The sequence below is a fragment of the Shewanella sp. genome (genome assembly GCF_047975355.1).
GTDB lineage: Bacteria > Pseudomonadota > Gammaproteobacteria > Enterobacterales > Shewanellaceae > Shewanella.
The window spans coordinates 1-22858 of record NZ_JBKEDJ010000072.1 but is presented as its reverse complement, the minus strand read 5'-3'; the positions used below and the strand labels follow the sequence as shown (position 1 = coordinate 22858).

The window sequence follows — 22858 nt, the reverse complement described above, 5'->3', positions numbered from 1 at the left end:
TCTCCCAGGGATTTGGGATCACCAGTGTGCTTGAAATGGCCATTAGTCCAAAAGATGACATTCTCGCCAAGCCTTTTGACCCACCAGTGTTTTTAAATCTGCATATCGCCTGGAAAAAGCAGCGCCCCGTCAGCCAAGCCGACCGCGCCTTTGTGGAATTTTTAATGAAAAACCGCTAACACAAAGCAATAAAAAGGGCCGATTGCTCGGCCCTTTTAATGAGTCACCTAATACTTAAGGTGAAATAGGTTAACTCATAACAAGTTAGCGCGGTTTACGGCGACCAAAGGCAAATGGCAGCAGTAATAAACTTAACCAGCCAAGAGCACCACCGTCATCCTTCTTCGGCGGGGTATCGGTAATAGATACAGACACTAAACTCGAATCGCTATTGCCATGGTTATCGGATACCGTCAGTTGGAATGACACGGTTTGCGCTGCACCATTCACACTTGGCGCCACTAAGTTTAATTTGGCCGCTGCAGGGTCAAAATTAAAGCTGGTGCCACCTAACTGAGTCCACTTGTAGGTCAGCGGATCATTGTTCGCATCCGATGATTTGCTCGCATCGATAAATAGCGGCTTACCTTCTTGTACTGAGGTTGGCGCTTCAACCTTTGCCACTGGCGCCACTTCTGCCACATCAAACTGGTAACTTTGAGCCAGAGTTTCTGACGATGCATTGTTGACCTTGTTGGTCAGGCTTAACTGATTATCGACACTCGCCTTACGTGGTACCAACTCAAAGCTGATGTCCTTCGCATCAGCGCCCGACGGCATCTCGACCGTCCAAGTGATCTTATTGCCGTCTTGCTTACCGTCATGGCTGATGTTAGCCACTTCATGGCCTTCAGGCAGCAGAGCTTCTAAGTTATACACACGTGTTTCTTGGGTTCTGTTGGCTTCGATACGGGTCTTCATCATCTTAGCCACGCCTGGTGTCAACTGACCACTTAGCGCATTGCCCAGAGGCGACAACACATCATCACCTACACGTTCAAAGATAACGGGTAACTTCACTGGCGCTACCTTGTCATCACCCGTGGTGAGGGTCAGCATGGCTAAACCATCGTCACCCACTTTGAGCGCGTCCTTCCACGCCAGCTTGACGTCGAAGTCCTTAGTATCGCCAGAAAGCGTCGCCGTCAGGTTATCCCCTGCGGTTTCATTGTTGTAGAAGGTCAATTGTTTCAAACCAAACACATCATCGGCCGTCGCGGATGAAGCGCTGTAGTTTTGCACAATCACATAGTAAGTGCCTTTAACAGGATTGTTGAGTAATACACTTTCCTCTGAACCGTCTTTCGCAGATGAAGCCACTCGAGCAAGCTTGCTGCCATCGTTTTTATCGAGTAATACGTACATATCGAGATCAGGCGATGTGGTGTAGCTAATCGATGCACGGAAATACAGTGCATTTTCATTCACGTCAAATTTAAACACTTTGACGCCATCGGCAAGATCATCAGTGTAAGAAGCATTGTTCGAATCTTGCTTCACGCTTGACTCAATGGTTTGGCTAAGCTTTAGGCCCGACACTTCGGCGCCAACGCTGGCAAAATCCACCGCCTTTAAGCCTTCAAGATTGATTTCATCCGCATTACGGGTCGCTTCAATATTCACCAAATTGGGCAGATTACGCTTACCAATCTTAGCGGCAATCGGCATAGTCGCCGTTGGGAAGCTAGCCGACTCGAGCACTAAGTTAGCAAAGCCCCAATCTTCGCCCACTTGCGTCACATCGGCGGTCACAGTGATGGTTTGGCTCGCGCTTTTTTTCAGGGTAAAGCTTTCAGGCGATACCGTTACTGCTAACTTATCGGTCACCGCTTGGCCCTTCGCCGTCCAGCTACCATCTTGAGTTGCGGTTACGGTACGGGTCCAAGTACAGGTATTCACGCAGCGAGAATCGGCCATGCTAGGCACGTTTAACTTACGGGGGTCACCGTTCACAACTGGGTTAGCAATTTCATAGTTCAGGGCACTTTCGTCCATCACTAAACCGGTTTTAGCCGCTAAATCGACACGAATACGGCCAGCGCCCACATCGAACGGATCGGCAACGGTTTTAGCATCGGCTTTTTTCATCGCCTGCGCGGTCGTTGCAGTTAGCATTAATGCGGAGCGGATATTGTCCGGCGTCCAATCCTTATGCAGTGACTTTAACAGCGCGCCAGCACCGGCAACATGGGGGCTCGCCATTGAAGTGCCTGACAATAAGGTAAAGTCGGCAGGGTTGGTGCCCGATTTATCATGGCCAAATTGTTGGTCAGAATAAGCGGCGTAAATGTCCGTTCCCGGAGCGGCAACCGAAGGCACTATCACATCGTTGGTCGCATTTGGGCCAATCAGTGAACTGGCAGATAACACATCCGCCTCACGGCTAATCGCCTGCGGTGTAGGGGTTAAGATTAATTCAAGTGCAGGATTGGCGGCCATGACCTCGAGTAAAGCTACGCCATCAGTATTACCAATAAATACTGCAGGTACATTTAATGTCTCTAATGCCGACATGGTTAAACGCGCATTGCCTTCACCATCGCGGTTGTACACTATCACCGCTTTAGCACCCGCAGTTAATGCACCCGACACTTTGGTGGTGAAATCACATGAACCCCGTTTAATGACGGCAATTTTGTCTTTAAAGGCATCAGCAGGGAACACTTTACAACCTTCAACGTTTGTCGCATCAATCGAACCTGCATACACAGGAAGCCCTTTCACGACCTCAGTTTGCACCGGGCCTGAGCCTGGGGTGAACTCAAAGGTCTTGCCATTAAACTCCAGCTCACGTACCACTTCACGATTGTGAGTCGAGTTAGCTACCGAGGTATACCATGGGGCATTTTTTGGCGTTGAATAAGGTACTTGCGCTACATTTGCCCGCGTATTGCCTGCGGCAACAGCAGCAAAGATGCCGGCATTGCGCGCCGCTAAAAAACCCTGCTCCGTCGCGCTATTCCATGGATTGCCACCGCCACTGATGGAGAAGTTAATCACATCCACGCCATCTTTAATCGCATCATCAATGGCTTTAAGAATAGGTACTGTTGGACAACCTGAATACTTGTCACCCGCATCCCCTGGCTTACAGACTTGGTAAGCAATAACATTTGCATGGGGAGCCACGCCGGACATTTGCGCAAACTTTAAGCCACTCGTAATACCATCACCTTCTAGCTTACCCACTTCTCCCTCAACATAAGACACATCGAGTAGGATATTCCCTGCCGCAGTGCTGGCCACGTGCGAGCCATGACCACCGTAGTCTTCGCCGTTTTTAGCGGGTGGTGTCGCACCGAAAATCTTTTCATCGTCATAGATATCGGTAATTTCTGGGTAGCTGCGTACACCAATCAGCTTGTCGTTACACATGCTGGCAAAATCGGTTTTACAGTCACCAATATAAATCCCTTGGCCTAAAGGGTTAGTATGGTCATAACCATCAGCGCCAATATCTGCGAACGAGGCATGATCAGAATTAATCCCTGTGTCGATGATCGCCACAATCACGCCTTCTCCCATGGCCTTAGTGCCCGTTGCACTACCGTCCCAAACCTTTGGGGAGCCGATCAGTGTCTGACTCACATCGGTCTCGAGTTGTTCGATTTTCTCGCGTTCGATATAAACCACCTCAGGTAATTCAGCCAATTTGATAGCCTTAGCCTGAGTCATACGCACAGCGACACCATTAAGTGCATATTGATAAGTGGTTAATGGTTCAAGATTCGCACCTATGGCCGCACTGGCGCTCGTTAAAAAGCGCTCTTGTTTGACCTTGAGGAAACTAACGTAATTTTTTACCTCAGGTGCGGCGGCGTTAAGTTTGGCATTGCCAGTTTTACCATTGCCTGTTGCCTGTGATGTCGACTGCATATATTGCGGACTGGTGGCTTTAAAACCTGGAATATCGCCTTGGTAATTAGCGGCGGCGCTGTCACGCAATCTCACAATATAGGTATATTCCCCTTCTGGTAAATCTGGCTCAGGAATAAATTTAACATCCGAGTGATTAACCGCGGTTAATTGACCTCGCGTCGAATCATTTGATAATTCGGCTGGAATATCTAGCTGTATTGTTTCACCCGTAGGAGATAATACGGTTTGCGCATTTGCCGCAGCCGATAGCAATGCCATAGACACTGCTAGTGCAATTTTTGTTTTCATTATCGCTTCCTTCGCTATATCAAAATTAATGCTGAAAGTTCAATTTTTAATATTTATTCAGTACAGCAGCATCCTAAAGTGACTGTAACCGAGAGAACTTTACTGCAGCGTTTTAACACGCAATGATACACATTGAAACATCTTATTAACCGAATAATTGCCCATAAAATCAATTAATAAGAATGATGTTCTCAATAAAAACAAACAACTTTATAGTTAACGGAATGCGCAACTGTTTATGATGTAAAAAAGAATGTTAGCAAGCGCTTAAAAACAAAATAAAAATTCATTACCACTCATTAATAAAGCCTTTGCTCAATTGATTATAAACAGTATAAGTAACCGATAAAAAATATGAATAATCGGCTAGATTTAAATGAAAAAAATTCAATAAGACATAATTACTAACAATTAAGACTACGATGATTTAAATGATTGCATGTACCAATACCTGACATGTTATTTAACGAATGCCGTACTCATTTACCGAACAAAATGTCTATATTAAATGCACCGTAAGATAGTCGGATAAAAGAAGAAAATGAAGGAGTAAAAATGAAGTATAAAAAAGGGGATCGACTCCCCTTATAGGTAAAAACGCATCCACACATCAAGCCATATAGGTCTTAAAACACTAAGCCTACTGCTCAGAGCGTACCGCTTTCATCAATACTTCAGTGGTGAATTTGTCATTATTAATCACAGGGAAGCGATCATAGGTTTGGAAAATCACCTTATCCTGATACTTGATCATGGCCACTACGCCGTAATTAATGCGTTTATCGATAGATCGCGCGGGTAACAGAAACTTAAATGGCACAGGCGCTCGGGCGATATTAAAGCTCTTTTGGGCAATGATGACGCCGGGCGTATTCAAATCGATGATCGCAATGGTAATTTCACAGCCTGGGGGAAGGATAATTTTTTCCAAATAGCCCGCAGCACCATTGACCACCACCGGTGGGTCGGGTTGTACCGTCACACAGCCACTTAAGGTAAATGACACCAGTAAAAATAATATAAACAACTTTATTTTCATCAACATATTAACTTCCTTTTACCATACGGATCAGCCCTTCTTGGGTCGTCGATGCGACGAGTTCACCCTGCTGATTAAAAAATTGGCCTCGTACGTAACCTCGTCCACCACTGGCGGTTGGACTGTCGATACTGTAGAGCAACCATTCTCCCATATTAATCGGTCGATGGAACCACATTGCATGATCGATCGTTGCCATGCGGATCCCCGGGGTTAAAAACGACACCCCATGGGGCTGAGCCGCCGTGACTAAAAAGTTAAAGTCAGAGGCATAAGCCAGCAAATATTCGTGGATATGGGCATCCGTTGGCATTGGTCCATTCGCCCTTAGCCACACGTAGCGATAGGGTTCGGTTTCTTTGGGCGCGAAAGGATGCAGAGGATTCACTAAACGCATCTCGATGGGTGCATCTTCCATAAACTTTTCGAGAATGCGCGCGGGCACTTTATTCCTTAAAGTCATTGCCAGCTCATTTTGATTCAATAAACCTTCAGGGCCAGGCACCTCAGGCATTTTGGTCTGGTGGTCAAAGCCCGCCTCGGGTTCTTGGAAGGAACAGGTCATATGAAAAATCGGCCGCCCCTTTTGTATCGCGCTGACTCGCCTTGCACTGAAACTGCCGCCATCGCGCATATTCTCCACTTCATAAACTATGGGTAACTTCTCATCCCCTGCGCGTAAAAAATAAGAGTGCAAAGAATGCACTTGACGCTCGGCCGGTACCGTTTGCTTAGCGGCACTCAAGGCCTGCCCCATCACTTGGCCACCAAACACATGCCCAAATCCTAAGTCTTGGCTTTGACCGCGAAACAGCCCAATTTCGATTTGCTCGAGGGATAATAATGATAAGAGATCGTCTAATACCTGACTCATGGGATCCTACTGAAAATTAGCGACTAATACCCAAGGGTAACTCAGTTAGACTAGGGCTGACCAGTAGTGAGTCGATAGCTTATCGTATCTTGTTCGTTATTAGCGCAATCACCAGCACGGGAACTACTCAATCTTAATATGATGCTCAAAGGCACTCTGTTTTGACCAAGCCAGCACTTTATCTTCGCCGCAAGTATGCAAATTAATCGGAAAGGCATAGTGCAACTCGGGCCAGTGCTTGACCAGTTTATCGGGTGTGCACAGACCCTCACTGAAATAGATGGACTGAAATTCGGCAAACATGCCATGACTCACGCTGCCCGCCCCCGCGAGCAAATGCTGGCCATTCGGTGCGGCACCACTGACTAAAAATGCCGTAGTAGCCGTTACCGTATCAAAGGAAAACAATGGCTGAATCGCTGGGGCTAAGTGTTTACTGGTCATGGTCGTGAGCGCCTGCGGGCATAGACTATTAATATGGATGTTATACTGCTCGCCCTCCAAGGAAAGGCTATTGACCATACCAACGAGGGCCATCTTAGCGGCACTAAACGGAACCTGATATAAGTCACCAAACAGCGCCGAGACACCGGTTGTCATCAAAATACGGCCATAACCATGGGCTTTCATTAAGGGCCACAGGGCTTGAGTAAGATAAAAGCTGCCGTTCACATCCACATCAAACTGTCGCTGCCAGTCGGCTTGTTGGATATGCTCGAAGGGACACGCGCCATATACCCCCGCGTTATTAATCAAAATATCCACGCTTTGCCAATGTTGTAGCAAGCGATTTACCATAGCCTTCACTTGTGTCTGCTGACTAACATCCACTTCAAAATACAGGCATTCTCCCCCAAGCTTTAAAATGGCTTCATGGGTTTGTTGCAGCTCACGGTTAGTCGCACTCAACGGTTCATCTTTAGCTGGAACCAACTTAGGTTGGTCAACCAATACCACCTTGGCTCCTCGCTCAGCCAACATAATGGCATAGGCTCTCCCTAGCCCTGAGCCAGCACCAGTGATCAGCGCCACTTGATTATCGAAACGCATCCTATCGTATCCTTATCATTGACATAAACGGTCACATACACACTGATCCCATTAACCTTTAAATCCCTTTAGCCAAAATAGGTGTAAAGTTCATTAGCTTAACGGATGAAAGTCGTAGAACGGCATAGGATATAAAAACACAGACATAGTGGATTTTCTTTGAACTTGGCGACAAATCTTTCCCCTAAAAGCGAAACATCTGTGCGCCAATTCAAACTCTATTACATGCGTGTATTAGATAGTGCTCACTTTAAGACAAATTCTTGTTATGCTATGACGCTGTTCACTACCCAATTCTTTTCTCAGATAACGACTGGACATCATGAATCCTTGGATTTTAGCCATCAGACCCCGCACCTTACCCGCGGCAATCGGTCCCCTGTTAATTGGTAATATTCTAGCACTGCACCTTGAACGTTTTAGTTGGTTAATTGCCGCCACTTCTATGTTGTGCGCCATCCTATTGCAGATCGCCGTCAACCTCGCCAATGACTACTTCGATTTTAAAAACGGCATAGATACCGCCGAACGTATCGGTCCAGTTCGCGTCACCCAAAGTGGCATGATCCCACCCCATAAAGTACGCAACGCGATGATCCTATGCCTTTTGCTGGCATTAGCCGTAGGCTCATATTTGATTTGGCACGGAGGCTGGCCTATTGCGATTTTAGCAGCGGCCGCCATTTTAGGTGCCCTCGGCTACAGTGGCGGCCCTTATCCTCTGGCCTCACATGGGCTTGGTGAAGTTGCCGCCTTTGTGTTTTTTGGCTTGGTGGCCGTGGTCGGTAGCTATTATTTGCAAGCGGGCGATACCAATATCAATGCTTGGCTACTGGGCTGTGCGATTGGCTTATTTAACGCCGCCATTATGTTGGTCAACAACACCCGCGATATTCGCACCGACACCCAAGCAGGCAAACATACCCTAGCCGTAAGAATTGGCGAGGCGCAGGCCAAAGTGCTGTATCAAGCCTTAATTTACTTGCCCTTTGGTTTAGTGATTGCGGGATTTTTACTGGGGGTTCTACCGGGATTACCTGTGCTGCTGGCGGGCTTATCCCTGCTTATCGCCCGTAAACTCAGCACTGACTTCTATGCCGTTTCGGGCGAAGCACTCAATCCATTGTTAGGGCGCACGGCAAAACTCACCATGATTTTCAGTACCCTATTCAGTGTGGGATTGGTATTTACCGCTTAAGCTCGACTAGGTTTGAACGACTCGGCAAGCTCAGTAAACGCCAGCACGCCGATGTATAAAGGCTAAAAATACAAAAGGTTCGTCAAGATACGTTTAATACGCAACATGACGAACCTTTTACTTTTAACGCTTTGATTATGACCAGAGATAAGCCGATATCGCCGTGTTAAATAGCACGCCACTAAATTGATGTGTAGCTTGGGGTGTCTGCACATACGCAGCCCCGAAACACACATGCAAAGGGATTAAGTGTTCTTCTCTTGGGTGGCTAAAGCGTGCTTCAGGCGCCGATTGCCAATCGATTAATTGCTTCTTGGCATTGCTATCTCGAGATGTCACCACATCCGTTAACCAAGTATCAAACGCTTGGCTTCGAGGCAGCACTTTTGGATCGCCCGAGAAAAACGCTCGCATATTGTGAAACGACATCCCAGAACCCACAATCAATACACCTTGCGATCGCAATGCAGCGAGGGCCTCGCCGATAGCGATATGGGGAATGGGGTCGAGGTGCTGCACTAACGACATTTGCACTACGGGAATATTCGCCTCTGGATACATCAACTTGAGTGGCACAAAGGTGCCATGGTCGAAGGCACGCTGATTATCTAGCCGCACCTCGATTCCACTCGCCTTGAGTAAACCGGCAATGGTTTCGGCAAGCTGCGGCTCGCCGGGCGCAGGATACGAAAGCGTATAGGCCTCAGGGGGGAAACCATAATAGTCAAAAAGCATGCCAGGATGGGGATGACTCGACAGCGTCACCTGCGCCTCTTCCCAATGTGCTGTGATCAATAAGATCGCTTTGGGAGTGGAAATAGTATCCGAAACCTTGGATAAGAATGCCCTCAACTCCCGATGATTAGCATCATTCAGTAGCGGTAAAGGTCCACCACCATGGGGAACAAATAACACTGGCATTAGATCGGCATTCGCGTGCGTCATAGTAAACTTCTCTTAATGAAACCCTTAGTTGTCACTTGTAAATCGGAACCTGCCAGCGCTGTAGCTAAGATTAGAAAACCGCTTTCATGTCCACCAGCTGACGTTGAAAACGCACTAATCTATCGACGGTTTCATCGAGCTTAATGATTAAAAACAACAGTGCAGATAAAGACAATGCGGGCAAGGCGCTCAGGGTCGTTTCGTAATTAAAATGATAATAAATGGCCCCCATCATAACTGACAATAATACCGTTGCCGACACGACCCGATATTCACGCCAGCCGATACCAATGGCGCCCAACACTTCAATCACACCGATAAAGTAACCAAAACCCGTTGGTAAGTTCATGACACTAAAAGGCACATGGAAAAACGGCACGCTGAGCAACTTACCCATGCCCGAAACGAAAAAAACTATGCTAAGCGCCAACGTCACCACAACAGCCGCACGATTTAAGGTATTGGCACAAACAAAGAGTTTTTGAGGGTCAGTCTCGGCCGCGGTGTTCTCTTCGTTGCCTTTGGCTAAACATAATTGATTGCTCGACATAACTACCTCATTACTCTTAACTATTAGCACCAAGCTCAGCCTTTACTGGTCGCTAAAGGGCGCCCTAAAGGCAAAGTAGTGGATTCATATTGAGCCCACTACTGTCATATAGCGGGATTATGCGCCCACAAAAAATAAATAAATATGGAATAATATCTAACATCTTCTAAAATAATTCTTTATTTGTTTAAGGGCGTAGCCATGACCTTAGAACAACTGCTCATGTTTAATAGCGTCGCCCTCGCCGGCTCGCTAAAAGCCGCTAGTGAGAAACTTCATAAGACGCCGCCCGCGATCAGTCAGAGCATAAAACAGTTGGAATCCCAATTAGATTTAGTGCTGTTCGACCGCCAAGGTTATCGATTATCCCTTACCCAAGAAGGACGAAAACTGCTGCAATACGCCCAGCGGGTATTGAATGAAGCTCAGGAGATGCGGCAAGTCGCCAAGCATTTAGCCAAAGGCAACGAAGCCAGCATCACCTTAGCCTTTGAGGCATCCTTTAATCTTGCCCGCATATTGCCGATCCTAGAGCAAACACAAAATGAGTTCCCTCATACGCAAATCATTCTTAAACAAGAATATTTAACTGGCGCACTCGAAGCCTTAAATCAAGGCGAAGCCGATATTACGATTTCGGCAGGCGGTATTGAGCCGATACGCTCAAGCCATTTTGAGCTGGCCTATCTATTTTCGGGCAGTCTTTTAGATGTGGCCTCGCCGCGCTTACTGAGCCGGCATCCCACCTTAAGCCATGTACGAGAATTGGTGAACGAGTACCAAATTGTGATCCAAGATACCGGTACGGGTACCGCCAATATCGAGTTTGGCGTTCAAGCTGGACAGCGCCGTTGGTATGTGAATGATTTTTATACGAAGAAAATGCTTATCCAGAGCGGGATGGGGTGGGGAAAGTTGCCACATTATCTGGTTGAACAAGCCCTTGCGGATGGAAGCTTGCTACCACTGGAACTGCGGGAAAGGCAAAATCTTATCCAACTCGATTACTATGTGATGCGCCCACCTCACTCGCCATTAGGCCCAGTAGCACAGGCGTTATGGGAAAACTTAGTCCAATTAGCAGCCAAGCAAATGTCGCAATGAATCTTACTCGGTACCAGACTCTCGATATATGTCAGTCGGGATAAAATGGGCACACATTCAATGCTCCACACTATTTTACGCTAAACACATAGCAGGCCTTGGCAAGCGCCAATATCTGTCGTTTGATTATCCGCTTATGACAAGCAAACTCAGCCACTCTTGAGGATTAGCCAAAATAAATTGATACGCACTGCCATCATCCAAGGTGATTTTTATCGCATCAGAAGTCACAGGTAAAATGCCCCCGCCCTTACCCCAATAGGGTTCAACCTTGGCGATATTCTTTCTCTGCAGCTTATAAGGCCCAAGTCCTAAGGTTTTATTATAGGGGGAAAAACAAACCATCTGCTCGGTGACACTTAACTGGCCATCTGCTCGCGCCACACCTTCTTGAGCCATCGCGATAGCAGACTTTATTAGGCTTTCTTGCATATTAATCAACCCGTTGATTTAGTGTTTAAGTGCTACTCGCTTCGGGAATCAATCTAACGCATAAAATCATCTGTAGCTAAACCCATGATTAGAAATTATAAAGGGCCTTACGGCCCTTTATTCGATGTTAGCGTAACAGCATGATTATTGGATTTCTTGCTTGGCGAGTGCGCGGTCAAGTTTGGCGCGCTCAACCTCAGGAGAGGCTTTAACCGCTTGGATTAAACCGAGCAGATCTGCGCCCTCGTCGGCAGCAAGTAACAATAAGTTGTTATTATTTTGCCAATCCACCTTAAGGCCATGGGCCTTAGCAAAATCGGCAGCTGATACACCTGGCTTTAATTTAACCACTAATTTACCAGTCATTTCAGCAAAGGGACTACCCGATTGTGTCACCACTTTTTGCCCTTTGACCAACTGCTTAGCCTGCTTAACCCCTGACTCAGTTTTTACAAAGTAAGGCGTATCCAAACCTAAAAACTCGGCGCGACTGACCTGAACACCTTTAGACTCGGTTTGAGGTTCAGTAAATTCGACTTTGTCGTGTGCCATCGTCTGCGCCGACAGTGAAAGGGCCACAGCCACTAACGATAAATTTAACGCTTTCATTGATTACTCCTTAAGATGCAGACTTGGCAGCATGACCATGGAAACGAATTGACCAACCTTTCAGCTTGCCATCGGCTTCGTTAGGGATAGAGATATAGCCTTGATCGTATTTAACAAATCGATAGCTACCGCTATTCACATCAATCAGCTTGATTGTCCATTCACCTTTTGATGATTCGCCATAGAAGGCATTCGATAACATAGGAGTTGCATCGTAGCCAGTGACCAGATCATCAGGGTCAGTTTTATCCATCACACCTTGGTAAACTAAACCGTTATAAGGTGTCATCAACACACTCTTAGTTCCCGAAGGTGAAATCAGCTCGACCGCTAAATCCGGTAGACGCAGGTGGTCGGCAGTCAGCTCAATCTGCACGGCTTCAATCACTAAATCGTCTGCGACCACTTGGGTATCGGTCACACCATTGACATCCGCATCGGGGATAGCCTTAGTCAGTTCAGGGCTTGCTTGCCACTCAGTGACCACATAGTCACCTAAATCTTCAGCATAGGATTTAGCCAGTTTAACGGCTTCGGTTAGATCCACACGACCAAAACCATAAAGGTTATGGAAAGAGAAACCTGCCGCGTTTTGTAACCAGCCAGGGATAGCTGTATACACCGGAGCAGCTTCCCCCTCACCTATGGTCACCGTTTTAGGCACAATATCCGCATCCACTTTAGTTGCCGTCTTCGCGAGGATATAGCGAACATCACGCCATGAGAGATCTGGATTCGCACTCATGATCACCGCCACTGCACCCGAGGTATTTGGCGCCGCAGAGGAGGTACCGTTCATTGTCGAAGTGTAGTCACAGTTAGGGTTTAATGGGTTTAAACCACCGTGGAATGGCGTACTTGGTCTATCTTCGGCAATCGCTGAACCATTCTCACATCCCATACGGTCTGTGGTCACAATCGCTGGATTGTCATCACCATATTCACCACCCGGTGCGGTGACGAAAATGTTCGAGCCCACGGATGAATAACTAGAGAGCTTACCCTTAGCGTTAATGGCACTGACCACTAAGTTATAAACGTTAGCATTGTCAGAGGACATGTTGGAATTATGGAAAGGTAAGCCATGGTTAGCAGGATTTTCCGCCGTTGCCGTGAAGTAATCCCCTGGCAACCAGAAGGTGCGGAAACGATAGTAGTTATAACCGTTACCCGCGGATTTAACGAAAATGCTGCCTTTGCCATCGAAGCTTTGGGTTGCAATATCTTGATAAACTTCGGTTTCATCCTCATCAAAACCATGGGGGAATGGCACGCTGTAACCATAACTTTGGTTAAAGACTCGCGCGCTATCACTATAGGCACTGGCACCATGGGATTTAGCAAAGTTTTCAAATGTTTGGACGTTAGCAACTTTACCCGTTGGATCTTGATCTAAAAAGTTAAAACCGATCAACTTAGCCTTAGGCGCAACGCCGCGACCGCCGATACCATTCCAACCTTCGGCTGCAATAATCCCACCAACGGCAGTACCGTGGCCTGATGCCCCCGAGAAAGGCGTTGGGTCAACGGTGCCAGTAATCAAATTGTAGGAGCCGCCATTGACCGTGTTGTTCATCAGATCAGGATGTGCAATCTCTAAACCATCATCCACTACAGCAACGGTAATGCCCTGTCCCATGGCTTGTGCAGAAATCGCCCCGCTCACATTCATATCTTCACCAGCAACACCGCGGTTAGCCGCAAATGCATTCTGCCCGGTGTTTTTTAAATGCCATTGGTAGGTAAAGAGTGGATCGCCATGCTTAATATTGATTGTCAGAGTGGCTTCGGCATGTAATTGGCCATCGGACACTTTAAACCGAACTACTTCAGTCCCTTCAGTAGCATCGGATGCATAGGTAAATTCGCCGGTGTTTTTATTCACTAGTGTAAAGGTGCCCAATTTTAGATCGGCAGGGTCGACCAATGAATAGGTTAAACCGCCTTCAGCATCGCTCGCTTCCAGTTTTCCGGTAAAAAGAATCGACTGTGACACATCCACAGTCATATCCGCAGTGATAGGGGCGGTATTCACTTTAGGCACAGGTGCCGGAGCCTTCTTGTCATCGCTACCACAGCCAGCCAATAAGGCCGCTGTGATGCTTAATGCAACAATGGACATACGCATAGTAGACATTCCTTCTTGTCATTACTTCGTGCTACTTAATTTGGCTTAATAATTTGATTAACACTATTCCGCATTAAGTGCTGTTATTTTAGTTATACCCTATGATGCCTTATAAAATATAAGCACCAAATGGATGCAAAGATTTAACACAAAGGAAATAATTGTAAAAACAAATATAAACAGAATGGAAAACCGAATAATTTGATTAGATTACTTTATCAGCAATAAAATATATAAACGGATAAGAAACAGACAAAACAACAAGACGAGAACAAAAATTAAAACAATATTAAAACAATATAAAAACAATGATTTATTTTTATTTTACGTTTTATAAGTTACAGAATAACGAACTGTTAAATATACATAAATTTTTACATTTTTGAATATTTAAATTACATTGAAACTAGATAATGTAAAAAGCATCACCACAAAATACAGCATGATAAACGGCCAAATATTTTTAACATTTTAAAAACAAAAATTAATAATTAAAATAAACCAAACCATTAAAAAGACCCCTATTTTAGGGGCCTTTTTGACTATTTAAATTTAGAGTTTAATTAATACCCTGTTTGAGGCACTCCAATCTAAATGATATTTCTCACCGGCTGGCTTATCTAAGCGTTCAAAGGTATGGGCACCAAAAAAGTCCCTTTGCCCTTGGAGCAAGTTTGCCGGCAGGGTTTCACTGCGGTAACTGTCGTAATAGGCAAGCGCCGAGCTAATACAAGGCACAGGAATACCTTGCATCACAGCTGCCGCCACAGCAGTTCGCCACTCGGTTTGTTTTTCCGATAAAGAGGTTGCAAAAGTCTCGGCCATTAACAAACAGCTTAAGTCAGCATTCGCTTGATAAGCCTTGGTTATCGATTGCAGGAAAGTGGCGCGAATAATACAACCCGCGCGCCAAATCTTAGCGATTTCAGCAAAATCGAGCTGCCATTTTTGCTCCTGCGCCGTCATAGCCATAAGTTGGAAACCCTGGGCGTAACAACAGACTTTAGCGCAATAGAGCGCACTCTCTAAGGCATCAATTAAGGAGGCTTTTTGAGCATCATCCATCGCAGGAGATACAGGGCCGGCAAGCTTTTTACTGAGTTGAATGCGTAGGGATTTTTGGGTACTCACCGCCCGAGCATAAACGGCTTCTGCAATGGTGGGAGCCGGACAACCAATTTGCAAACTGCTTACCGCAGTCCAAAGGCCAGTGCCCTTTTGCCCCGCTTTATCGAGGATCATCTCAACTAACGGTTGACCGGTTAGCGGATCCGCCTGTTTGAGTACCTCGGCGCTGATCCCCATAAGATAGCTATTTAAGCTGCCCTTATTCCAACGCTCAAACACCTCTCCCACTTGCGCCGCACTCATACCTAAGCCATCGTGCATTAACTGATAAGCTTCGCAAATCAGCTGCATATCGGCGTATTCAATACCGTTATGCACCATTTTCACATAATGTCCGGCGCCAGCTGGACCAATATAGGTAGTACAAGGCTCGCCTTCGGTCACGGGATTTCCCGGTTCGAAACGCTCAATCGGCAGCCCGGTTTGAGGGTCGACCTTAGCGGCAATGGCCTTCCAAATTGGCGCCACATGTTGCCAAGCCCCAAGATCGCCGCTTGGCATTAATGAAGGGCCAAAACGCGCACCGACTTCACCGCCAGAAACCGCCGAGCTAAAGAAGATAAACTTGCCTTGGTAACGCTTTTCGCGTTCAACGGTATCCGTCCAAAGACTGTTACCGGTATCGATAATAATGTCGTCCGCTTCAATACCGGCAGAAATCAGGGCGTGGCATACCCCATCCACAGGCGCCCCCGCAGGGACAGACAGCACAAGAATACGGGGTTGAGTGAGGCTGGCTAACATTTCTGAAAGATTAGCACAACCTGTAATACGCAGATCCTGTCCTACACGTTCTTGTTTTTCTTGTTGTAAAACACCGTTGACTTTAACAGGATCGAGGTCGAAGGCACTAACACGATATTGGTTGTCGGCAATGTTTAGCGCGAGGTTTTTCCCCATCACACCAAGACCAATCACACCAATATCATTAAGATTGCTGTGGTTTTGCATTATATAATTCCCACGGGTCACAGAGGTTAGAAATAACCAATTTGGAGCTGTAATTATATCGGGCTTTGTAACTTAATTACCAGAGAGAATAGACGATGCATACGATTGGCAATCTCGATTACAGCCTAAGATGTGTTGTTTTTTCAGGAGAATATTCCTAGATCTCATCAAACATCTTTACCAATCGTATACATCTGGGCGAGCTCTTCCCTGAGGAAGTAAATTGATTAATGAGCGAGTTTTAAGCCGAGTACGCCAAGCAAAATGAGGATTAAGCTGGCGATTTTCAGCAGGCTCACGCCCTCGCCTAACAGAATAATGCCCGCAATTGCCGTGCCCATGGCACCTATGCCAACCCAAACACCGTAAGCCGTGCCTATCGGCAATTGCTTAACCGCCAGTCCCAATAGCAGCACACTGACCGTCATGGAAAACACAGTAAATACACTCGGCCAGAAGCGGCTAAAACCGTCGGTGTACTTAAGCCCGATGGCCCAACCAATTTCAAATAGCCCTGCAAGAATTAACAGAAACCAGCTCATAGAGAACTCCCTTGCGGAGTCGTCCCCAAATTGATATCGGCGTATTTAGGGTCGTCCCTAAGCCGTTGTGAAATGTTTAATGTCGCTAACAATTTGAATCTAGATATAAAGCTTAAGATCCAATGCCTTAATAGTGCTCCGTAAAGGCTTAACGATTAAGTATGCGGGCTAGACTAGCAAATAGTGATGTATAAGAGCAAGCCTTGGGCTCCAGTCCTTTCCGCAAAATAAAAGCGATAATCTAATCAGACTATCTACCATCAGATTATTTCTGGTCAGACTATCGCTTTATCTTGGCTTTACGGCCCTTATTTTACCGCTCACTACTGCCTTGTCACTTAGCCCACAAGAGCATCGGCATAGCCCATGCGGGTTAAGGTCGTGCGGACTAAATCGAGGGTCTGCGGGTCTTCAATGGTCGCTGGCGCCGTATATTGCTGATTGTCGGCAATTTTACGCATAGTGCCGCGCAGGATTTTACCCGAGCGGGTTTTCGGCAGCTTTTGAATCGCGCTCACCAACCTAAAGGACGCGACGGGACCAATTTCTTGGCGAACGAGGGCAATTAACTGCTTATGCAGTTCCTCGTCCGTAATGGTCACGCCCTTTTTCAGCACCACTAAGCCCAAGGGTACTTGGCCTTTGAGTTTATCATCAACGCCAATCACGGCCGCTTCGGCCACATCGGGATGCTGGCACAGGACCTCTTCAAACCGCCCGGTGGAGAGTCGATGGCCAGCAACGTTAATAATGTCATCGATACGGCTCATGATATACAGATAACCATCTTCATCCATGTAACCCGCATCCCCCGTGAGGTAATAGCCTGGGTACATAGATAAGTAACTGTCTTGATAGCGTTTATTATTTTGCCAGAGCGTAGTGAGCGTACCCGGTGGCAGCGGTAATTTGATGACCACGTTGCCCGAGACATTCGCCGCCACTTTGGCGCCCAGCTCATCGACCACATCGACCTCATACCCTGGGACGGGTCGACCGGGCGATCCCGCTTTAACCGCAATCGGTGCTACGCCCATCAGGTTTGCCGCCACAGGCCAGCCCGTTTCTGTTTGCCACCAATGGTCGATAACGGGTTTATGCAGTTTGGCTTCGGCCCAATGTAAGGTATCGGGATCGCAGCGCTCCCCAGCCAAAAAGACATTCTTCAAGCAGCTTAAATCGACACCTTGAATAAATTCGCCGTCGGGATCCTCGCGCTTAATGGCGCGGATCGCCGTGGGCGCGGTAAAAAAGCTTTTGACTCGATACTTAGCAATCGTGCGCCAAAAGGCACCAGGATCCGGCGTGCCAACGGGTTTACCTTCGTATAACAGCGTCGTCGCCCCCACGAGTAGCGGGCCATAGACGATATAGGAGTGACCCACAACCCAGCCCACATCCGATGCAGCCCAAAACACATCCCCTTGGGCAATATCGTAAATATTGGCCATGGACCAAGCCAATGCCACCGCATGGCCGCCATTGTCTCGCACCACCCCTTTAGGTTGGCCCGTGGTGCCCGAGGTATAAAGCACATACAAGGGATCGGTGGCTTTCACCGTCACACAATCAGCATTGCCACAACCGTTCAATGCCGTTTGCCAATCCTTATCTCGCCCTGCTTGCATCTGCACCTCATACTGGGGGCGATTTAGAATTAAGCAGTGCCCAACTTTGTGCACAGCTTCATTTAATGCTTTATCCAATAAAGGTTTATAGGGCACAACGCCCGAAGGCTCAATCCCGCAGGAGGCAGACAACACCAACTTTGGCTTAGCATCATTGATACGGGTTGCCAGTTCATTGGCCGCAAAACCGCCGAAGACCACAGAATGGATGGCGCCAATCCGCGCGCAGGCAAGCATGGCATAGGCGGTCTCAGGCACCATGGGCATGTAAATGACCACACGGTCTCCCTTAGCCACACCAACGCTTTGCAAATAACCCGCAAGCCTTGCCACTTGAGCCTGCAACTCACGGTAAGTAATGCTGTATTCAGTTTCCGTCACAGGGCTCACGTAATGGATAGCAATCTGCTCACCACGCCCCGCCAACACATGCCTATCCACCGCGTTGTAGCAAGTGTTTAACTCGCCATCGCTGAACCAGTGATAAAACGGTGCCTCGCTTTCATCTAATATTTGTTTGCTCGGCGTAACCCAGTCTAAGGCCTTGGCGGCTTGTTGCCAAAATGCCTGTTTATTCGCAATAGATGTCTGATGTAATTGTTGTCCAACATCTGTCATAAGGCCTCCCATCATGACACTCACCCATGTCACCACAGATGAAACTCTCCCCTTCCTACCGAAATTGATTATGACCTGCCCTGCGCTATTCCCCCATTAGACTAAGGGATATAACCGCTAAAAATGTTAAACATGTTGGATAATTGTACATCTCGCTTGCTGTGCGAAATGATTCAACATAGTCTTATGTCTTTAATGGTTTTTTTCATGGAAAGAAATACTCATTATGATGCACTTGAATCAGTTCAAATCTGCCTTACTCCTGATCCTCAGTCTCGTTAGCGCTAGCAGCTTTGCATCAACCCAACAGTTAGAGACCTTACTCGAACCCTTATCTATCGGTGAGCGAGCCAAAGTCGACAACACCCAGATCATTAGTGCTAAGTTGTTGTCTCGGGTCTACCAAGTGCGTCAATATCAGCCGCTTTGGCAAGACAGAGACTACGCGGGCACTATGCTGGATGTGATTAAAAGTGCCGATAAGGAAGGCCTTGCGAAGGAAGATTACCACTATTCTAAGTTGCTCGAACTTCACCAACAACTCAGTGCATCGAATTGGCAAGATGAATACCGCAGCAATGTATTTGAAGTGCTGCTAAGCGATGGGATCATCACCTACGCCATTCACTTACTCAATGGCAAAGTGAACCCCAGTATGCTCGGCAAAACCTGGAATTATGATGAAACCCATCTGGATTTCGATACTACGTTAAAGCAGCTCGAAGAACACATAAAAGCCCATACTGTAGCCGATGCAATTGCAGGTTTAGCCCCTAAGATTGCGCCTTATCACCAGCTCAAACAACATCTTGCCCATTACAAAGACTTGGCGACACGTTACCCTTTTACGCCCATTCCCTATACGGAAGTAATCAAACCCGGCAGCACGGCTCCATCGGTGCAAGGTATTGCCACAAGGCTGAAAGAATTAGGTTATCTCGATGCGGGCACGACAGCTGATAATGCTGCCACATTGAGCGAGCCCTTAACTTACGACAGCGCGATTGAAGCAGCTGTGCGTCAATTCCAAACCGACCACAGTCTTAAGGCTGATGGGGTAATTGGTGCGGGCACTATAGCGGCGCTGAATGTGCCCTACTCACAACGAGTCGATCAAATCCGTATCAACCTTGAACGTGCTCGCTGGTTATCGGCAAACTTGCCCGCTAATTACCTTATCGTCAACTTAGCAGGTTACGAGCTGTTACTCTTTAAAGACAATAGCTTAAGCTGGCGAACCGACATTATCATCGGCAAAATTAACGCTAAAACACCGCTGTTTAAATCCAAGTTAAAATACGTGGTTGTCAATCCCACTTGGACTGTGCCCCGCAGCATCTCCACTGAGATCATCAATCACTTACGTAAAGATCCCGATTATTTACAGAAGAAACACTTTAAAGTGGTTGAAGGCTCGGGCACGCCCGTGGATGCAAGCGGTATCGACTGGCATAGCATGACGCGCAAAAACTTCCCATACTGGTTTGTGCAAGACCCGGGTGAAGATAACTCATTGGGGTTAGTGAAGTTTATCTTCCCTAACCAATACTCGATTTATCTGCATGATACGCCAGCAAAAAGTCTGTTTGAACAAACGGATAGAGCCTTTAGTCATGGCTGTATTCGAGTCAAAGATCCGCTCGTGCTGGCGGATAAACTGCTGAGCGCCAATGCCAATTGGTCAAGTAGCACGCTCAGTAGCAAATTGAGTGAGGGAAAAACGGAAAACCTGTTCTTAGATGAACCCTTAGACATTTTGATCATGTATTGGACCGTCACCTTAAAGAACGGGAAAATCAAGTTTTACAATGACGTATACAAACGCGACCCGGTACTTATCGAGGCGTTAAATCGCCCAACCTATGAGGGTGTGTTAGCCGATGATGGTTTACTCAACACTATGGAGTAAGCGCTAATAATCGCGGCATTTGATACAAGTTGTTTGCTCAATCCACAGCGCTGCGTTGCCAATAGTAAGACGAGGGCAACGCGGCACATCCCCGCATCAACAGTGCCTTTCTGACTCAGTATTTAGACCATTAATATCAATAGGTTGATTTGAGGCAACTCGAACGAGTGGCAACAAGAATTGACAAAAAAATCAGACTAACCACACCACAATCTTTACCTTTACGTAAACTTCATATATCTTGCTTAAAAATGATTAACTAAGGTGCCTGAATGAGCGCAACTAACACGCCACAAACGACTTATTCGATCAGTGATCTCTCCAAAGAGTTTGATATCACGACCCGAAGCATTCGTTTTTACGAAGACCAAGGCTTACTTAAGCCAAAACGTCGCGGTCAAACCCGCATTTACAGCCTAAAAGACAGGGTGCGACTCAAACTTATCCTGCGCGGCAAGCGCCTTGGATTCTCCCTTGCGGAAACCCGTCGCCTGTTCGAACTTTACGATGCCGACAAGAGCAGCACCACTCAGCTCAATACCATGCTTGCCCTAGTGGAAGAGAAAAAATCCGCACTGCAGCAGCAAATGGATGACATTAAAGTGGTACTGATGGAGCTGAATTCGGCCGAGCAACAATGCCGCCTCGCCCTAGAAGAAAGCAAGGCCAAGGCCTAACTCCTTCAAGGCTTGCGAGCATAGCATTAATCAACACCTCAGTTGGTACGACCGCGTGACAGGGACATATCACGCACTGTAAGACGGTTTTAAAGACTCAAGCACCTAATAATCATAAAAATATAAATTAGAACCTAAGATAGGACACAAGCAATGAACTCACTCTACACCAGTCTCAATTTTGGCCTAGGCGAAGAAGTCGATATGCTGCGCGATGCGGTGCAAGATTTCGCTAAACACGAAATCGCCCCCATTGCCGCTAAAGTCGACCACGACAATGCCTTCCCTAACGAAATTTGGCCCGTGCTCGGTGGAATGGGACTCTTAGGTGTTACTGTGCCTGAGGAATACGGCGGAGCAAACATGGGCTATCTTGCCCACGTGGTCGCCATGGAAGAGATTTCCCGCGCCTCGGCCTCTATCGGGTTAAGTTACGGTGCCCACTCCAACCTGTGTGTAAACCAAATTAACCGCAACGGTAATGCTGAGCAAAAAGCCAAGTATTTACCAAAGCTGGTCAGCGGTGAACATATCGGCGCACTGGCGATGAGTGAACCCAATGCAGGGTCAGATGTGGTTTCTATGAAGCTGCATGCCCGTAAAGAAGGTGACCGTTATATCCTTAACGGCAACAAGATGTGGATCACCAACGGTCCCGATGCCAATACCTATGTGATTTATGCCAAAACCGACTTAACCAAAGGCGCACACGGCATCACGGCCTTTATCGTTGAGCGTGGTTTTAAAGGTTTCAGCCAAGCACAAAAACTCGACAAACTGGGAATGCGCGGTTCAAACACCTGTGAACTGGTGTTTGAAGATGTCGAAGTGCCAGAAGAAAACATTCTCGGCGGCCTCAACAATGGCGTTAAAGTGCTGATGAGCGGCTTAGATTACGAGCGCGTCGTGCTCTCAGGCGGCCCGCTTGGGATCATGAACGCCTGTATGGACATCGTCGTGCCTTATATCCACGAGCGTGAGCAATTTGGTAAATCCATCGGTGAATTCCAATTAGTACAAGGCAAATTAGCCGATATGTACACAGGTATGAACGCCGCTAAAGCCTATGTCTACAGCGTGGCAAAATCCTGCGATCGCGGTGAAACCACCCGTAAAGACGCCGCGGGCGCTATTCTTGACAGCGCGGAGCTGGCGACCAAAATGGCACTGGATGCCATTCAATTGCTTGGCGGTAACGGTTACGTCAACGAGTATGCGACTGGCCGCTTACTGCGCGATGCCACACTCTATGAGATCGGTGCCGGCACCTCAGAAATTCGCCGTATGCTGATTGGCCGCGAGCTCTTTA

17 protein-coding genes and 1 pseudogene are annotated in these 22858 nt (G+C 47.1%); 6 read left to right on the top strand and 12 right to left on the bottom strand.

Annotated elements, in window-relative coordinates; all coding sequences use genetic code 11:
• Nucleotides 1-179, top strand: a pseudogene (locus ACK5NH_RS17505) (LysR family transcriptional regulator); the annotation flags it as partial.
• Between the two features lie 85 nt (nucleotides 180-264).
• Here ACK5NH_RS17505 and ACK5NH_RS17500 read toward each other — a convergent pair.
• The 4 genes from ACK5NH_RS17500 to ACK5NH_RS17485 form a co-directional block, all read right to left on the bottom strand.
• Entirely contained in the window at nucleotides 265-4167 is a 3903-nt protein-coding gene (locus ACK5NH_RS17500; protein WP_416922143.1) for a S8 family serine peptidase, read from the bottom strand.
• A gap of 640 nt (nucleotides 4168-4807) precedes the next feature.
• Nucleotides 4808-5212 (bottom strand): YbaY family lipoprotein, encoded by a 405-nt coding sequence (locus tag ACK5NH_RS17495; RefSeq protein WP_416922142.1) that lies wholly within the window; start codon nucleotides 5210-5212, stop codon nucleotides 4808-4810.
• A 1-nt stretch (nucleotide 5213) separates the two neighbouring features.
• A complete protein-coding gene (gene tesB / locus ACK5NH_RS17490; RefSeq protein ID WP_416922141.1) occupies nucleotides 5214-6080 on the bottom strand; it encodes an acyl-CoA thioesterase II in 867 nt (288 codons plus the stop codon).
• A 123-nt stretch (nucleotides 6081-6203) separates the two neighbouring features.
• The gene (locus ACK5NH_RS17485) at nucleotides 6204-7130 is read right to left on the bottom strand and encodes an SDR family NAD(P)-dependent oxidoreductase (protein ID WP_416922140.1); all 927 of its coding nucleotides are present in this window, start codon (nucleotides 7128-7130) and stop codon (nucleotides 6204-6206) included.
• A 322-nt stretch (nucleotides 7131-7452) separates the two neighbouring features.
• Here ACK5NH_RS17485 and ACK5NH_RS17480 point away from each other — a divergent pair, with 322 nt between their 5' ends.
• Nucleotides 7453-8328: a 1,4-dihydroxy-2-naphthoate polyprenyltransferase gene (locus ACK5NH_RS17480; RefSeq protein WP_416922139.1), complete on the top strand. Its 876-nt coding sequence runs from the start codon at nucleotides 7453-7455 to the stop codon at nucleotides 8326-8328.
• Between the two features lie 135 nt (nucleotides 8329-8463).
• On the opposite strand, the gene ACK5NH_RS17475 is transcribed toward ACK5NH_RS17480, so the two are convergent.
• Entirely contained in the window at nucleotides 8464-9273 is an 810-nt protein-coding gene (locus ACK5NH_RS17475; RefSeq protein ID WP_416922138.1) for a DODA-type extradiol aromatic ring-opening family dioxygenase, read from the bottom strand.
• A gap of 70 nt (nucleotides 9274-9343) precedes the next feature.
• A complete protein-coding gene (locus ACK5NH_RS17470) occupies nucleotides 9344-9823 on the bottom strand; it encodes a DoxX family protein (RefSeq protein WP_416922137.1) in 480 nt (159 codons plus the stop codon).
• A gap of 201 nt (nucleotides 9824-10024) precedes the next feature.
• On the opposite strand from ACK5NH_RS17470, the gene ACK5NH_RS17465 reads away from it, so the two are divergent.
• On the top strand, nucleotides 10025-10927 hold the full coding sequence (locus tag ACK5NH_RS17465) for a LysR family transcriptional regulator (RefSeq protein ID WP_416922136.1): 903 nt from the start codon (nucleotides 10025-10027) through the stop codon (nucleotides 10925-10927).
• Nucleotides 10928-11053: 126 nt separating this feature from the next.
• Here the strand turns inward: ACK5NH_RS17465 and ACK5NH_RS17460 are convergent, their stop codons facing one another.
• The 6 genes from ACK5NH_RS17460 to ACK5NH_RS17435 all read right to left on the bottom strand — a co-directional run bounded on the left by ACK5NH_RS17460 (nucleotide 11054) and on the right by ACK5NH_RS17435 (nucleotide 18963).
• On the bottom strand, nucleotides 11054-11359 hold the full coding sequence (locus tag ACK5NH_RS17460) for a hypothetical protein (RefSeq protein WP_416922135.1): 306 nt from the start codon (nucleotides 11357-11359) through the stop codon (nucleotides 11054-11056).
• Between the two features lie 144 nt (nucleotides 11360-11503).
• Complete coding sequence (locus ACK5NH_RS17455) at nucleotides 11504-11968, bottom strand: hypothetical protein (protein ID WP_416922133.1); 465 nt, start codon at nucleotides 11966-11968, stop codon at nucleotides 11504-11506.
• Between the two features lie 10 nt (nucleotides 11969-11978).
• Entirely contained in the window at nucleotides 11979-14096 is a 2118-nt protein-coding gene (locus tag ACK5NH_RS17450; protein ID WP_416922131.1) for a S8 family serine peptidase, read from the bottom strand.
• A 552-nt stretch (nucleotides 14097-14648) separates the two neighbouring features.
• Nucleotides 14649-16175 (bottom strand): NADP-dependent phosphogluconate dehydrogenase, encoded by a 1527-nt coding sequence (gndA, locus tag ACK5NH_RS17445; protein ID WP_416922129.1) that lies wholly within the window; start codon nucleotides 16173-16175, stop codon nucleotides 14649-14651.
• Nucleotides 16176-16402: 227 nt separating this feature from the next.
• A complete protein-coding gene (gene sugE / locus ACK5NH_RS17440; RefSeq protein ID WP_416922127.1) occupies nucleotides 16403-16717 on the bottom strand; it encodes a quaternary ammonium compound efflux SMR transporter SugE in 315 nt (104 codons plus the stop codon).
• A gap of 338 nt (nucleotides 16718-17055) precedes the next feature.
• Entirely contained in the window at nucleotides 17056-18963 is a 1908-nt protein-coding gene (locus ACK5NH_RS17435; protein WP_416922125.1) for a propionyl-CoA synthetase, read from the bottom strand.
• A gap of 226 nt (nucleotides 18964-19189) precedes the next feature.
• Here ACK5NH_RS17435 and ACK5NH_RS17430 point away from each other — a divergent pair, with 226 nt between their 5' ends.
• The 3 genes from ACK5NH_RS17430 to ACK5NH_RS17420 all read left to right on the top strand — a co-directional run.
• Complete coding sequence (locus ACK5NH_RS17430; RefSeq protein WP_416922123.1) at nucleotides 19190-20872, top strand: L,D-transpeptidase family protein; 1683 nt, start codon at nucleotides 19190-19192, stop codon at nucleotides 20870-20872.
• Nucleotides 20873-21144: 272 nt separating this feature from the next.
• Complete coding sequence (locus ACK5NH_RS17425) at nucleotides 21145-21549, top strand: MerR family transcriptional regulator (RefSeq protein WP_011623082.1); 405 nt, start codon at nucleotides 21145-21147, stop codon at nucleotides 21547-21549.
• 153 nt (nucleotides 21550-21702) lie between these two features.
• Nucleotides 21703-22858: isovaleryl-CoA dehydrogenase (locus ACK5NH_RS17420; RefSeq protein WP_416922121.1), on the top strand; the 1156-nt coding region annotated here is incomplete at its 3' end.

Coding starts and splice junctions, on each gene's coding strand:
- ACK5NH_RS17500 (WP_416922143.1), bottom strand. CDS start 4,167: ATGAAAACAAAAATTGCACTAGCAGTGTCTATGGCATTGCTATCGGCT.
- ACK5NH_RS17495 (WP_416922142.1), bottom strand. CDS start 5,212: ATGTTGATGAAAATAAAGTTGTTTATATTATTTTTACTGGTGTCATTT.
- tesB (WP_416922141.1), bottom strand. CDS start 6,080: ATGAGTCAGGTATTAGACGATCTCTTATCATTATTATCCCTCGAGCAA.
- ACK5NH_RS17485 (WP_416922140.1), bottom strand. CDS start 7,130: ATGCGTTTCGATAATCAAGTGGCGCTGATCACTGGTGCTGGCTCAGGG.
- ACK5NH_RS17480 (WP_416922139.1), top strand. CDS start 7,453: ATGAATCCTTGGATTTTAGCCATCAGACCCCGCACCTTACCCGCGGCA.
- ACK5NH_RS17475 (WP_416922138.1), bottom strand. CDS start 9,273: ATGACGCACGCGAATGCCGATCTAATGCCAGTGTTATTTGTTCCCCAT.
- ACK5NH_RS17470 (WP_416922137.1), bottom strand. CDS start 9,823: ATGTCGAGCAATCAATTATGTTTAGCCAAAGGCAACGAAGAGAACACC.
- ACK5NH_RS17465 (WP_416922136.1), top strand. CDS start 10,025: ATGACCTTAGAACAACTGCTCATGTTTAATAGCGTCGCCCTCGCCGGC.
- ACK5NH_RS17460 (WP_416922135.1), bottom strand. CDS start 11,359: ATGCAAGAAAGCCTAATAAAGTCTGCTATCGCGATGGCTCAAGAAGGT.
- ACK5NH_RS17455 (WP_416922133.1), bottom strand. CDS start 11,968: ATGAAAGCGTTAAATTTATCGTTAGTGGCTGTGGCCCTTTCACTGTCG.
- ACK5NH_RS17450 (WP_416922131.1), bottom strand. CDS start 14,096: ATGCGTATGTCCATTGTTGCATTAAGCATCACAGCGGCCTTATTGGCT.
- gndA (WP_416922129.1), bottom strand. CDS start 16,175: ATGCAAAACCACAGCAATCTTAATGATATTGGTGTGATTGGTCTTGGT.
- sugE (WP_416922127.1), bottom strand. CDS start 16,717: ATGAGCTGGTTTCTGTTAATTCTTGCAGGGCTATTTGAAATTGGTTGG.
- ACK5NH_RS17435 (WP_416922125.1), bottom strand. CDS start 18,963: ATGACAGATGTTGGACAACAATTACATCAGACATCTATTGCGAATAAA.
- ACK5NH_RS17430 (WP_416922123.1), top strand. CDS start 19,190: ATGATGCACTTGAATCAGTTCAAATCTGCCTTACTCCTGATCCTCAGT.
- ACK5NH_RS17425 (WP_011623082.1), top strand. CDS start 21,145: ATGAGCGCAACTAACACGCCACAAACGACTTATTCGATCAGTGATCTC.